The organism is Arthrobacter sp. OV608 (assembly GCA_900110595.1).
GTDB lineage: Bacteria > Actinomycetota > Actinomycetes > Actinomycetales > Micrococcaceae > Arthrobacter.
On the sequence record FOEZ01000003.1, the window covers coordinates 312,424 to 326,873 of the forward strand.

Here is a 14,450-nt window from a genome sequence, read left to right on the forward strand (position 1 = left end):
AAAAGTAGGGTGGCCGGCATTGTCAGCGATCAGGAATATGCCCAAGATGGCAAAGGCGCCGATGATAAGCGGGCCAATTCACACCAACTGTCTTTCCTGACGAATAATCTTGGCCAGATCGCGGTGCCATTGCTCCCGATTCGCGTCCGCTGGAAGGCGCCACCGACTTGCTTGATATCAACTCCGAGGACTAGGGGCAGCTGGATCTGGGCACCCCGTACCAAGTTGTCATCAACCCAGTTGAGTCAGTACGAAGCAGTGGTTCAGCGCCATGCTCAGGGACGCGATTCGCAACCCTGGACGTTGGACATCTGAAAAAGAACCGCCAAGGTTGGCGGGCGAGTTAGTCATGGATGAGCGAAGGCCGGGAGGCCTTCATCACGGTTGTAACATGGTTCTCGAGCAAGTGTGCGCCTCTAGCTAATCGATCGCTGCGGCCGTTCCGGAACACCTTGGAGCAGCCTGGGTCAGTCAGAGCGGCTTCCTGGCCCTCGCGTGAGCCAGGAGGTTTTCGATACCGATCTTCACGGCTCCTCGTTCTCTCCAGAAGCAGCCCTTCCTGCCGGGACGTCCAGGTCTTCAGGCAACTCATCGGAAAGGATGAACCGGCGCAACAGCTTCTCGACCTCCCTGTTGACCTTGAACAGCGAGAGCGAGGTCCCCTCGCGGTGCTCCAGATAGTTTGTAGCGCGAGCTTGGTCGACGCTGGCCTTCAGGCTGCTAAATCGCCCATATTCATCAATGTTGACTTCAGTCAGCTGAGCGGCAAGCAATACGCGCAGCTGCGACTCGTCGACGCCGATCGCCTTAATGAGCTGGGCGATCTGCCGGTCTTGGTGCGTCTGCTTGTAATCGTTGATGTAATCCGCGACCGTCTTGTTCTCCATGAGCACTGCATGACCAGAGGCGACATCATGCAGCCACAGATTCGCGAACACCTGGTCCTCACTGGGCAGTCGTGCGAAGCTTGCATGCACCTCTTCCAGCAGTTCGCTCAGCCGATCAGCAGGAAGATTATCTCGACGGCCATGGATGTACTTCTGGAACTTGTCATTCAAGTAGTCCGCATCAACACGATCGGTGTCAATGTGAGTGATGTGGACGTCTATGTCGAATGCGGGCACTGCTGAACTGCCACCGCCCGAATCGTTGCCCGAATCATCCGAGGAAGCCAGCTCCTTGTAACGGGCGATCAGAGCACCGTAAGAGTCCTCGTTGAGCTCGACGGTGATTGTTCGCCGGGGATCGTTAAACGTATACTCCTCGACGCTCCAAGTGAACCCCTGGATACGCGCGGCCTGCAGCTCGTGGTAGAGCTCGCTGAACACCTTGGCAAATTCCCCGCGAGCCGCCGCTTCCGCGGGCAGGGTGGCAAAGTCGCCCACACCGGCGAAGGTCTCCTTGATCTTCGTGAAGCACTCGTTGATCCGTATGAGGTGCCCATCTAGGTGCTCGACAAACAGTCCCAGCGGCTTGTGGCCTGAATACAGCTCCACGGCGCGGTCAACGTTCCGCTTCATGGTGTGCGGGCGGCGGTAATAGCGGATCGAACCGAAGGGCTTGTCAGGCCCGAAGATGCGGTTGGTGCGCGAGAACGCCTGGATGACGTTCTCGTACTCCAGCACCTTGTCCAGATACAGAGTGTTGAGCCACTTGGAGTCGAAGCCCGTGAGCATTTGATCGACCACGATGAGGAGGTTGATCTGGTAGTCAGGCGTGAAATCGGCCAGGTGGTAGGGCTTTTTATGCGCCAGCCGAGCGGCGACGTCAGCCTTGAATTCGTCGTAGGTGGACATCCTGAAGTTCTGACCGAACCGCGCGTTGTAGTCCTCCAGGATCTCGACCAGGCCGTCCTCTTTGAAGAGTTGCGCGTCGCCGGTGTTGTCGATGCTGGGGTCGAACAGCGCAGTCACCGTCAAATTTGGGTGCTTCAAGCGGAACAACCTGTAGTACTCGATGGCCTCCGGGATGGAGCTGGTAGCCAGAATGGCGTGGAACTTCCCGTTCTGGCTTAGTGCGATCCAGTTCTCCACGATGTCGGAGACCACAGCAGCTCGGTGCTCCGGACGTTTGTACTGCGCCGAGGACAGATAGTCTTCGACACCCTTCAGCGTGCGCCCATTGGCGCCAACCGTGGATGCCATTGGAACCTGCTTCTTGTCCATGAACTTCCGGAAGATTTTCGCCTTGTCCGGGTCGGACAGGGCATCGACCTCATCAGAGGCCCGGGCTGCTTGCAGTCCGACCTGCTTGCGCAGGTCCTGCGCCCTGTAGGTCTCGACCATCTCTGGATCGAAGCCCAAGACATTCTTGTCTCGGATGCCGTCTGCGATCGAGTAACGATGCAGCTCATCACCGAACAGGGTGGTGGTCGTGCTGTTCTTCCGCTGGTTCTCGTCATGGATCGGCGTCCCGGTGAAGCCGAAGAACATGGCGTCGGGAAGAGTCTGCTTTATGGCGACCAGCATCTCGCCAAACGTCGAGCGGTGGGCCTCATCGACCACGAACACAACCCGCTTGCGCCTCATGGCCGCGATGTCGCTGGAGCCTACGCCCTCCTCATCGTTGAGCTTGCTCATCTTTTGAATCGAGGTGACGATCAACACCGTCTGATCATCTTTCAGCTTCCACAGTAACTGCAGGGAGCTCGACGTATCCTCCACGTCGATCGCATCTCCCCCGAAGCTGCGGTAGTTCTCCAGCGATTGGGTCCCCAGCTCGATGCGGTCGAGCAGGAACACTACCTTGTCGGCGTCCTTGGAGTCCGAGATTAATTGGGCAGTCTTGAAGCTCGTGACGGTCTTACCGCTGCCAGTCGTATGCCAGACGTAACCTCCGCGCTGCTCGTTGTCACTCCAGACCTTCTTGGTCACTCGGTCGGCGATGCGGCTGGCAGCGTAATACTGGTAGCTGCGCATCACCATGAAAGTGCCCGCCGCGCGGTCCGCCACCGTGTAGAAACCAATTAGCTGGTGGGCCATCGGGATGGCGAGCAGGGAACGCACGATCTGGTCCCAGTCGTTGATGGGCTCGTTGTCAAAGTCCGCCCACTGGAAGTAGAAGTCGGAGTTGAATCTGCCATCAGGCCCAGGATTTGCGAAGTAGCGGGTTTGCTCGGGAGTCATGGCCACGAAAACCTGAACGAGGCTGAACAAATCCTTGTATACCCCCTCATGGGCGTACTTCTCGATCTGGTGGTAAGCCTGGCTCACCGGCACACCGGAACGCTTCAGCTCCACGTGGATCACCGGCATGCCGTTGATGAGAAGCATTAAGTCGCCACGGCGGTCAGGCAGAATCTCGTTGCGGGTGCTGTAGCGCGGCTGCCGGGCGATTTGATAGCGCGACTGCCCGCCGGCGATTTCCAAGCGGTCGTAAATCTTGAGGCTGACCTCCATACCGAGGTTGCTGGAACCGGGGGCATCGCGACGGATCGCCACGGTCCTGCCATTGATGAACTCGTTTAATCGCAACGGAGTGCGGAGGCAGGTTATCTGTTCTAGGACCTGGGCCATCTCGTTCTGAGTCAACGGCACGTCCCCCAGCCGGTCCTGAGAGCGGTTGTTCTCGAACAGAATCGATGCCCAGTTGTCTACGAGTCTCTGCCTGGAGGGATAGTCAATGACCTCATCCCACCCGTTGCGTTGGAGGGCCGCTATAACCGCGTTCTCAAAATCGGTCTCGCTGCTGAATCCCATGATCATGCCGCCTTAGATGAACATCTTCTGCATGAGCCCCGACTTCACCTGCTGGAGCTTGTCCATATAGAGCTGCCTGGCCGCGATTAGGGAGTCGAGCTTAGTAAAAAGACTGCCAATCGCGTGCTGCTCCGCCGGGAGGGACGGTAGTTGGATGTTGATATCCATTGCCTTGTTTTTGGAGATGTTGAACCTCGAAATGCCTTGTGCTAGAAGCTCGAACTGCTGACGCGTAGGAACGGCGCGCAATGCATATGCAAAGAAGGAACTGTCCAGGTCAACTTGCGGCCGAAATCCGAAACAGAAGCTGTTCAGGTACACGTTGTTGTCGGTCCCAAGCCAGACGGAGGCCATCCCAACGTCCTGCGGGGTCTCGGAAGAGACGGTGAACAATGCATCCCCCGTCTTGACTTCATGCTGCTTGGGGTCGACCTCTACTGCGCCACAGCGCGCTGTGTCGAGAATCGTGGGGTTCTGAAAGACATCCATATAGGTCACGTATCGGGCCTCCCCGTGACCGAAGTCCGCCTTGGTCTTGCCGGTCAGACCGCCATAGGGGGAACCTAAGTCCCCAAGCCTGCGTCGCTCCCACTTTGAGGTGAATCCCTCGAACCGGACTTCAGGTTCATCGGCACCCGCCTTTGGGAACATTCGTTGTAGGAGGGCATCGGGCCCTCCCAATGAGCGCTGGAACACTTGTAGCGCTTCGACATCGGGCAATGAACCGGTCAAGGACCCCAACATGTCACCCAGCTCGCGCTCGGTCCGCTCGATCTCGACCTGGAGATCGATCATGCTGGTTGCGTACTTGTCACCGAGCGCCTGGACTCGCTGGTCCAGTCTTCTCAACACAGTCGAAGGCATCGTGTTCAACTGCTCCAATAACGGCTCAACCCACTTCGCCACCAGAAGTTTGTTGATCTGCTCCTCGGTTAGGTTCTCGATTGCCTGGTGTGTAGCGGCTTCGAGATCTGCAGCGGCCGCCTTGAGCTGCTTCTTCGCCTTCCCCTGGTCGTCCAAGAGCTGTTTGGCGCGGATCTGGATGGCCTCCGGACTGTCTTCCGCCCACGAGTCCCCTGACTTCTGGAGCTCCTTGACTGAATTATTGAGCTCCCCCTTGAGGAAACCGTCCTCGTTCGCGTTCAGTACCGCGCTTAGGTCCACCTTCAAGTCCTCGGAGAGTTTCTCGAACATCTGTTCCAGCTCACCGTCAATCGCGGCAATCTCGTGGGTCAGGTCCGCAACCTGCCTCTTCTGCTCCGGCAACAGGTGCTCTTGGACGAGCTCGAACGGGAGGACCCTGCCTTCCCAGCCGTCCTGCACCTCAACCTTCTCCTTGTTCTTGGTCTTCATCACCATGACGGGGTCGATTTGACGGATTGCCTGCTCGCCCTCGGTCTGGATAATTTCCAGATCGGTGGAGATCTCGGCCCACTGGTCATGCAGGATCTGGTACACCTCGAAGGAGTCCACCAGCGGGACTTCGGTGAACCGAGCGAACACGTCCTCAGTCAGCGAATCCGCGGTTGGCAGGAGCGGTACCGACGCGCGCTCATGTACCAGTTCGCGGCGCAGTCGCTCGGACAGGCCGGTCAATGCCTCGGGCACACGAGCACGGAACGCGGCAACCGAAGGATGATTGTGTATACGCGCATGCAGATCGGCTCCAGCCATCTGCGCATACCCATCGTGGGTAACGGTGAACAGCTCTTCTCGCAGGCCAGGGAGCACCTCCCAGAACGGCATCAATGTGTCGACCTCAACTTCGGGGATACCCCCGAACATGGTGGCGTATAGGTCGACCGGTTCAGCTGGGGGAGTCGCGCTCACGTAGCGGGGCATGTTCAGGTTGTAGTGATTGGTGCGAATCTCGTCACGGCTGACCACACGCGCAAAGCGCTCAACGTCTACTCGACTCTCCACGGTGTCAGCAATGCGGCGGATGTCAGAGGCGCGGAGTTGGTTGCTCTTGCCGACCTTCTTATAGCCCTGGGAAGCGTCAATGAACAGCACATCGTCGTGTTCACGCCTCTGCTTGAGCACCATGATTATCGTCGGGATGCCAGTGCCGTAAAAGATCCCGGCCGGCAACCCAATTATGGCGTCGATGTGGTTCTGCTCGATTAGCTCCTTGCGTATCGTGGCCTCATTGCCACCGCGGAACAGCACGCCGTGGGGCAACACGACCGTCATGATCCCGTCAGGCTTGACGTGGAACAGGTCGTGCAGCAGGAAGGCGTAGTCCGCCTTGCTACTGGGCGCCAATCCGAAGCGTGCATAGCGAGGATCGGCCTGTTTGCCGGCGGGCTCCCAGTGCTGGGAGTAGGGCGGGTTCGATACCACCGCGTCCACATACAGCGGCTTGTAGGTCCCGGCGGGGTCCTGTTCGTCAAACATCGGCCAATCCTGCTCCAGGCTGTCGCCGTTGCGCGCGACGATGTTGTCTGGCTTGATTCCGCGCATAACCAAGTTCATCCTGGTCAAGTTGTAGGTATTGGACTTTAGCTCCTGGGCGAAGTACTTGATCCTGTCCGGATCGCCCATGTGCCGTGCGACGGCTTGGCCGATATTGAGCAACAGGGAGCCTGAACCCGAGGTCGGGTCATAGATGCGAATCTCTGAGCGACCAGCCAGATGCTTGGCGATGATCCTGCTCATCAGCAGGGACACCTCGTGTGGCGTGTAAAATTCGCCGGCCTTCTTGCCGGCATTGGCTGCGAAGCTCGCGATCAGGTACTCGTATATGAACCCCAATACGTCGTAGCCCTGGCGCCCGTCCATCGGGATGTCCTTGATGAGCTTGAGGAGCTCACGCACGGCCTTGGTCTGCGACACAGTGCTTTCGCCCAACTTGGACAAACCGGTCTGGAGCGTGTCGAAGATCCCCTTGAAAAGCCCCTCGCTGTTCGACGAGATGAGACGAGAGAAGGCCGACAGGGCGTCCCGAACATCGCCAACGTTGAAGTCGTTGCCCTTGGCCAGCCAGGTCGAGTAGAGGTGGTCGTAAGCGATGAAGTACCCGACGTTGTTCTGCAGGTAGGTGACAGTGTCACCATCCGACTCGATTAGCGCCTCGGAGAACTCTTCAGCCGGCATCCCGTTGCGAAGAAGAAACTGCTCCTGACTATCAGACAGGAACTTGTAGAAGATGAAGCCAAGGATGTAGTCCTTGTACTCGTTGGCATCGATCTTCGACCGCATCGCATTGGCCGACTCCCAGATTCGCGCTGCGAGCTGTTGCTTGTTCATCGAGTCCCTTCTCGCCGCTTTAGTGCGAGTGTAGAAAAATTAGTCGTGATTCCTGACACTCTGCTCCGGGCCTCCGATCGTTTACCGATCCGGCCGAAAAGGTGTCACAACTTCCCCAGTTTAGTATCGTGACGTCGCCCATCTGATGACACTCTGCACAACCGGCGTGGCCGCGGATGTCAGATTCAGAAGGCGCGGCACGGATGACAGCAGGGGCTATCACGGACGGATTGCCATATGGCGACAAAAGCTGCCCCATCGTGGGATCGCCTTACGGACGTATTTATCTTGCTTCGCTGACTCCGCATCGAATCACTTCTATTAGATTGGAGCATGACACGGGGTGTTGAAGTTTCCGAGCCCGTAGGTCGAGGGGAGATCCCAGTCGCATCGGGATAACTGCTCCGTGTAGAAGCTTGCACCGCAAGGTTTTGACGATCCTTGAGGCGAACGGATTGTAATGCTTGGTCCGCGCCTCTCAAGTTCTCCCCGCGGGGTCACGGACGCCGCCTAGCGGGCGATCGCATGCTTCCGCTCGAACGCCTCACCGGTGCGCTGCCGCAGCGATGCCTCCGAGTGCGCATCCCAGCGCCATCGCGTCGCCGTAGGTCCGGACCAAAAGGAACTGCGAATTCAGCAAAGCCAGGTCACGACGGATGTTGGAGGCAGTCACCTTGACCGCGCAACGAGTTCCTCCAGGGAGGCCTCGCCTGTGGTCACGGTAAGGTAGTAGACCTCCTCGCGGCGCGCGTTTGCGGTCAGCTTTCCCGGTCTCCTCCCCGTGGGCATGGCGGTGGCAGTGCTACCCATGCTAGTTCGGCCCCCAAAAAATCCGGGGTTACACGGCCACCGACTGCAGGTGGCCATCTCCACCACCAACTGCAGCGCCTCCACCATGGACGGGGAATCGGCGATCGCCTTGCCGGCGATGTCGAAGGCCGTGCCGTGGTCCACGGACGTGCGGATCACCGGCAGGCCCACCGAGATGTTCACGCCGGCCAATGCCCAGCACCTTCACCGGCCCGTGCCCCTGGTCGTGCTTCTTCCGTGAGCGGTTTGTTTGGATCTCCTTCCTTTGGTCCCCGCTGGGCACGGCGCGGGGGCGTTGGCTCCTGCGGGGAGGTCTTGATGCCCATTGTCGGACCCGACTTGTAGTCTTGGGACAGCTCAAGGAGAGCGACCGTAGAGATAGGGCTATTGATGCAGCGCAGTATTCAGTTTTGGCGACTGAGCGGTTCGGGCGGTAGTGAGATGCCCGGCACTTTTCCCGCCGCCGAGTTCGTTAAGGTGCTGCGGGAGGCGGAGGCTAATGACCTGGATAGACACCGCGTTTGCCGAAACGGTATGACAGTAATAGCGCACTCCGCTGGAATCTCTCCTCACCCCATGGTTCTCCTCGATAAGGTCCGGCGTGAAAACTATCCGAGTGTCGGAGACCGGGCTGGTCGGCGTCAACCCATGCGATTGCAGGAAGGGGAAGGTCTCTTGGAGCCCACCTATTTCTCCTTCCTGGACAACAACGTCGTCGCAGCGCTGGTAAACGGGAATGGACCACACCCGCAACGACTTGCGGAATACATTCGTTTGAAGTTTCGAACTCCTGTCGGGCTTGTCCCAGTCTTACGCCGTGATCTTGATGCAGTGCTGAGGCGCATGCGCATCACGGAAGTGGAGGTCGCGGTCCCTGCAGAGCGTCTAGACCGGGAACTCGTAGGTGGGGACTGGGTGGCCGCCCTCGATGGGGCTCGAAGTCTCAGCCATGATGGTGTGATCAGGATCGGACTCTCAGTTGGGCAAAAGGGAGATGCTTTCTATAAGGCGTCGTTCAGCGAGCACGTGCGGACTCTGGTTGACCAATTGCGGCAGGCCACGGGTTTTGGTGACCTCACCACAGCGAGAGTGGCAGGAAGTGTCCGCGGTGACCGCCAAGTTGTCGACCTCATCAATGACAGATTTGTAGAGCGGGTGGACGTGGACCCCGACAAGTTCGGCGACCCTGAACGAGCCACGAATTATGCACGGGATGTGCTGACTGCGGTTGCCGATCGAACCAAGGACTACTTGGAGGGCACTCTCCCCGTGGCTCCCGCGAGTTATATAGCACTCGGTGATTTTGACGAGGCAATTGACAATGAACAGCAACGCCCCACGTGACCTCGGCTCTCCACTCGCCAATCAGAGCTGGCGAAAACGTCGAGTCTACGCCTGGGTCAGGCTTCCTTGGATGGACTTTCTAACGATAATCCCGATTGGAATTTGGCTTTGGCTGGGGATCGGTGGAATCTTGCCGAAGTTTCTTTTGGATTCCTCGGAAGCGGAGCGGCGTGTAGTCTTTCAGTCCATTGCGACTCTGGCAGGAACGACAGCAGGGCTGACTCTCACGTCTGTCAGCATCCTCATTAACCTGATACGAACGCCTTTGGGTGTCTTGGACAAGGTACTTCTGGAGGGAGATAAACGACAAGTAGGCTCTGTTTTTCTCTCAGCACTACCAAAGCTCGCCATGACTACCATTATTGCCTTGGCCGCTGTCTCACTTGATGTCCTGTGGGACGGACGCATCCGACAAATCGGCCTGGATATCGTGGTGCTTTGGTTGGCGTCCGCATCAGTGCTGGCCATGGCTCGGATCGTGTGGGTCTTGCGCCGGCTCCTGGATCTTTCGATGTGACTCCACGGCGGCGCTACTTTGCTTTCGTCCGGCTGTCACTGTTCAACCGATGCGGGGGTACTTTGTTCCCTAAGCCGGACTGGCGGCGACGAGCCTCCGGGCTGGAAGGGCTGAATCACCGAGAGGTGCCCGGCCCGGGCCGCGATCAGGTATTTGACGCGCTCGGTCGGGAGATCGTCAGACGGTCACCGCGACCGACATCGTCGATGAGGTGCTGGCCGTCGTTGAGAAATCGGAGTGGAACATTCCTCGCAGTGGGAGCAGCCACGCTGGCGGCACTAGTTGGTCTGACCGCATCTTCGGCGGAATGGGAGCAGCATTCTGGGTAGACGGAACTACGTCTCAACCAGCTGAGCCGTATCCGTCCAGCTCCCACATGAGCAGCCCTCAATGCACAGGCCGCCGTCGCCCAGCCCCGCTTGGATGGGCGCCGAAGGCCGTGACTTCTTTGCTCCGGACGTCCTCTACGAACCATTTGAGCAAAAAGTCACGTCTGTCTACTAGATGAAACAAGTAACGACAAATAGCGCGGATCCCCCCGCCCCACCAGTCGGCGCAGGGCGTCGACGCCTTCAAAATCCGCGGCACCCATATCCGTGGACAACCATCGAACCAGCAGCTGAGCATCCCCGCTGGCCCTGACAGCCGCCCCAACGGCCAGGTCCAGCTGGTCCCGCAGAAGCTGCACCGCCAGAACGCCGGAGCGGCTGAGCAGGGGAGCGGTGTAGGCCTCCAACGCTTCCGCTACCTGGCCTTTGCGCAGCAGCCCCAGCACCCGGCCCGAATCGGAGCGCCCGGCTAGCCCCGCGGCCAGCCGGTACGGGTTCGACTCCACGGCGTCGCCCAGTATGGACCGGACTCGGAACATCTCCGTGCGGATGGCCTGCGGCGTCCCGGCATCCCCATGAAGCTCATACGCCAGCTCCTCGGCGCACTACCCCTGCGACCGGGAATCCAGCAGTGCCAGGATCTCCGCCCGGCGCAGCGTCAGCGGCACCCGGCTTCGATCGGCAAACACCGCGGCGGGCCTGTCCCCGAGGAGCTCCAGCCACGAAACCACGGAACCAGGCCGACGCACATCCTGCCGGGACGCACGCGTGGAAGACGAAGCACCCAAGGAGGCGCCGCCGTCGGACGTTCCCAACAGTGACTCCGCCACCCGGACCGCGCACCGGACCATCCGCAGGGTGTCCGCGCTGATGGTGTCCAGCGGCCCGGAGACGTCCAGCACGCCCAGCAGCCGGCCGGTAGCCGGGTCCGTGATGGGCGCCGCCGTGCAGGCCCAATCGTGGTGGGTGCGGACCAGGTGCTCGGCGGAGAACAGCTGCACCGGCCCGCCGGTGACCAGTGCCTCGCTGATGGCGTTGGTGCCAATGCCCGCCTCGGACCAGTCCGCCCCCTCGGAGAACTCCAGCCGGTCCGCCCGGCGCAGCGCTTCCCGGCTGCCTACCCGCCACAGGATCTCGCCAGTGTCGTCGGTGAGCACCAGCAGGTGCCGGCCGGAACTGGAATCGTCGGCCAGCAGGTCCTGCAGCGCCGGCATCACCAGCTGCAGCCGGTGCTCCCGCCGCAGCTGCAGCACCTCGGACGGATCGTGCAGGTGCCGCGGGCTGTGCTGGTCAGGGCTGATGCCCAGCGCCATGGACCGTCGCCACGACTCGGCCAGCGGTGTGGGGATCTCCGGGCGAGTGACACCGGAGATGACCAGCTCGTGGGCGCGGCGCAGAGCACGCGCGTACTTCGCCGGGTCCGAAAACCTCAGGCCGTAGTCCACCGTCTCCTCCTCACCGCCGGCGTCCTTGCCGGCAGTGCCCGTGTAACGCGCTTGTTACCCCTGCCGCATTCCAATAGTGATGCAGCTCACGACCGCCCCAGCATACCGCAGGGACCCCGGCGGGACGGAGCCGCCCGGACCACCTGAGGGACCGAAACAAAGGAGTGGAGATGACTGAAACACCCATCGCCGCCGCGCAGGCCTGGCTGGCCAGCCTGGACGCCGCGCTGCAGCGGGGCGACGTGGACGCCGCGCTGGACCTCTTCGAGGATGAAAGCTACTGGCGCGACTTCGTGGCGTTCACCTGGAACCTGAAAACACTGGAAGGCAAGGCGGACATCCGCCGCATGCTCAAGGCCAGGCTGGACCACGTGCAGCCGGCCAACTGGGCGCTCGCCGAGGATGCCACCGGCAGCGCCGGCCCGGACGGAACCGTGGAGGCCTGGATCACGTTCGAAACCGGCGCCGCCCGCGGCTACGGCCACCTCCGGCTGCAGAACGGCAAATGCTGGACGCTGCTCACCACCATGCAGGAGCTGAAGGGCTTCGAAGAGAAGAAAGGTCCGCGCCGCGAGCAGGGCGTGGCGCACGAGATCATCCGCGGCCGCCGCTCCTGGAAGGAACTCAAGGAGGAGCAGGAAGCGCAGCTCGGCTACGAGGAGCAGCCCTACTGCGTGATCATCGGCGGCGGGCAGGGCGGCATCGGACTCGCGGCCCGGCTGAAGCGGCTCGGTGTACCCACCATCGTGATCGAGAAGAACCAGAACCCGGGCGACTCCTGGCGCAACCGCTACAAGTCCCTGCACCTGCACGACCCCGTCTGGTACGACCACCTGCCCTACCTGAAGTTCCCGGACGACTGGCCCGTCTTCGCCGCCAAGGACAAGATCGGCGACTGGCTGGAGCACTACACCCGCATCATGGAGCTGAACTACTGGTCCGGCACCGAGTGCGTGGGCGCCGAGTACGACGACGGCACGCAGGAATGGGCGGTCAACGTCCTCCGCAACGGGTCGCCTGTGACGTTGCGGCCCAAGCAGCTCGTTTTCGCCCTGGGCGTGTCCGGCTATCCGAACATTCCCACGTTCGACGGCGCCCAGTCCTTTTTGGGGGAGCAGCGGCACTCCTCCCAGCACCCCGGCGGCGGGGACTGGACCGGGAAGAAGGCCGTGGTAATTGGCTCCAACAACTCCGCGCACGATATCTGCGCCGACCTCTGGGAGCACGGCGCAGACGTCACCATGGTCCAGCGCTCCTCCACTCACATCGCCCGGAGCGAATCGCTAATGGACCTGGCGCTGGGTGACCTGTACTCGGAGCGGGCTTTGGCTACCGGGGTGACCACGGAGAAAGCCGACCTGCTGTTCGCCTCGCTGCCGATGCGCATCCTGCCCGAGGCACAGGTGCCGGTGTATCAGGAGATGGCCAAGCGGGACGCCGAGTTCTACTCGCAGCTGGAGGCTGCCGGGTTCGAGCTGGACTTCGGCGTGGACGGGTCCGGCCTGTTCCTGAAATACCTGCGGCGCGGCTCGGGCTACTACATCGATGTCGGCGCCTCCCAGCTGATTATCGACGGCCGGGTGAAGCTGAAGTCCGGGCAGGTTTCGAAGATCACCGGCAACGCGGTGGTGATGGCGGACGGGACCGAGCTGGAGGCCGACCTGATTGTCTACGCCACCGGGTACGGGTCCATGAACGGCTGGCTGGCGGACCTGGTCTCTCCCGAAATCGCGGACAAGGTAGGAAAATGCTGGGGATACGGCTCGGACACGCCAAAAGACCCTGGCCCGTGGGAGGGGGAGCTGCGCAATATGTGGAAACCAACCAACGTCCCCAATCTCTGGATCCACGGCGGCAACCTGCACCAGAGCCGGCACTACTCCTCCTACCTGGCCCTGCAGCTCAAGGCTCGGATGGAAGGGCTGGAGACGCCGGTGTACGAACTGCAGCCCAGCCACCACACCCGCTAGAAGGAAGAACCCATCATGAAGGCAGCACGATTCCACGCCCGCAAGGACATCCGGATCGAGGACATCCCGGAGCCGGAACTTCGCACCGGGGCGGTGAAGATCGACGTCGCGTGGTGCGGCATCTGCGGCACCGACCTGCACGAGTATCTGGAAGGGCCCATCTTCTGTCCGGCGCCCGGCCATCCGCACCCGCTGTCCCACGAGGACTCCCCGGTGACCCTGGGGCACGAATTCTCCGGGACTGTCTCAGAAGTCGGCGAAGGCGTGGAGGGGCTGGAAGTTGGTGACAACGTCGTCGTCGAACCCTATTTTGTGGACGGCGATTGCGACATGTGCCAGGCGGGCAGCTACCACCTGTGCCGGCAGATGGGCTTCATCGGGCTGTCCGGCGGCGGTGGAGGGCTGAGCGAGAAGATCGTGGTGGACGCGCGGTGGGTGCACCCCATCGGGGACATTCCACTGGACGAGGCGGCGCTGATCGAACCGCTGTCCGTGGCGCACCACGCGGTGGCGCGCAGCGGCGTGAAGGCTGGTGACACGGCGTTGGTTGGCGGGTCCGGACCCATCGGGCTGCTCACCGCCGCGGTCCTGAAGGGCATGGGCGTGGCTACGATCATCAGCGAGTTGAGCCAGGCGCGCAAGGAGAAGGCCACCTCCAGCGGTGTGGCGGACCATGTTCTGGACCCGAGCAAGGAGGACGTCCCGGCGCGGGTGCGGGAACTGACTGGCGGGACTGGGGCCGACGTCGCGTTCGAGTGCGCGGGCGTGAACGCGGTGCTGGACACCATGCTCGACGCCGTCCGGCCCGGCGCCGTGGTGGTCAACGTGTCCATCTGGGGTGCGCCCGCCATGGTGGACATGCAGAAGCTGGTGCTCAAGGAGATTGACCTGCGCGGCACCATCGCCTACATCCGTGACCACCCCGCCGTGATCAGGATGGTGCAGGAGAGCAAGGTGGACCTCAAGCCCTTCATCACCGGCCGGATCGCGCTGGAGGACCTGGTGGAGCAGGGCTTCGACACCCTGATCAACCACAAGGACACGGCCGTGAAGGTGCTGGTGCACCCGTAGGGGCGGAGGGCAGCCGC

Annotated in this window: 9 protein-coding genes; 4 read left to right on the plus strand and 5 right to left on the minus strand. The window is 61.1% G+C overall.

Translation table 11 applies throughout. The features are described from left to right. Positions 1-524: 524 nt before the first annotated feature. The 3 genes from BMX78_RS06220 to BMX78_RS23625 all read right to left on the minus strand — a co-directional run bounded on the left by BMX78_RS06220 (position 525) and on the right by BMX78_RS23625 (position 7,940). Positions 525-3,704, minus strand: a complete 3,180-nt coding sequence (locus tag BMX78_RS06220; protein ID WP_091417762.1) for a type I restriction endonuclease subunit R — start codon at positions 3,702-3,704, stop codon at positions 525-527. Positions 3,705-3,710: 6 nt separating this feature from the next. Beyond that, positions 3,711-6,947: a type I restriction-modification system subunit M gene (locus BMX78_RS06225; RefSeq protein ID WP_091417765.1), complete on the minus strand. Its 3,237-nt coding sequence runs from the start codon at positions 6,945-6,947 to the stop codon at positions 3,711-3,713. Positions 6,948-7,616: 669 nt separating this feature from the next. Then, positions 7,617-7,940 (minus strand): 4-hydroxythreonine-4-phosphate dehydrogenase PdxA, encoded by a 324-nt coding sequence (locus tag BMX78_RS23625; RefSeq protein ID WP_353615430.1) that lies wholly within the window; start codon positions 7,938-7,940, stop codon positions 7,617-7,619. Positions 7,941-8,432: 492 nt separating this feature from the next. Here BMX78_RS23625 and BMX78_RS06240 point away from each other — a divergent pair, with 492 nt between their 5' ends. Together BMX78_RS06240 and BMX78_RS23020 are read left to right on the plus strand one after the other, a co-directional pair. Then, a complete protein-coding gene (locus BMX78_RS06240; protein WP_139204891.1) occupies positions 8,433-9,101 on the plus strand; it encodes a hypothetical protein in 669 nt (222 codons plus the stop codon). 349 nt (positions 9,102-9,450) lie between these two features. After that, positions 9,451-9,618 (plus strand): hypothetical protein, encoded by a 168-nt coding sequence (locus BMX78_RS23020; RefSeq protein ID WP_170850706.1) that lies wholly within the window; start codon positions 9,451-9,453, stop codon positions 9,616-9,618. 487 nt (positions 9,619-10,105) lie between these two features. Here BMX78_RS23020 and BMX78_RS23630 read toward each other — a convergent pair whose 3' ends face one another. Both BMX78_RS23630 and BMX78_RS06250 read right to left on the minus strand, forming a co-directional pair. After that, complete coding sequence (locus BMX78_RS23630) at positions 10,106-10,486, minus strand: hypothetical protein (protein ID WP_353615428.1); 381 nt, start codon at positions 10,484-10,486, stop codon at positions 10,106-10,108. 66 nt (positions 10,487-10,552) lie between these two features. Continuing rightward, entirely contained in the window at positions 10,553-11,392 is an 840-nt protein-coding gene (locus tag BMX78_RS06250) for a GAF domain-containing protein (RefSeq protein ID WP_353615429.1), read from the minus strand. 170 nt (positions 11,393-11,562) lie between these two features. On the opposite strand from BMX78_RS06250, the gene BMX78_RS06255 reads away from it, so the two are divergent. Further along, positions 11,563-13,362, plus strand: a complete 1,800-nt coding sequence (locus BMX78_RS06255) for an NAD(P)/FAD-dependent oxidoreductase (protein WP_091417771.1) — start codon at positions 11,563-11,565, stop codon at positions 13,360-13,362. 15 nt (positions 13,363-13,377) lie between these two features. Then, the gene (locus tag BMX78_RS06260) at positions 13,378-14,433 is read left to right on the plus strand and encodes a 2,3-butanediol dehydrogenase (protein ID WP_091417774.1); all 1,056 of its coding nucleotides are present in this window, start codon (positions 13,378-13,380) and stop codon (positions 14,431-14,433) included. Positions 14,434-14,450: the final 17 nt, after the last annotated feature.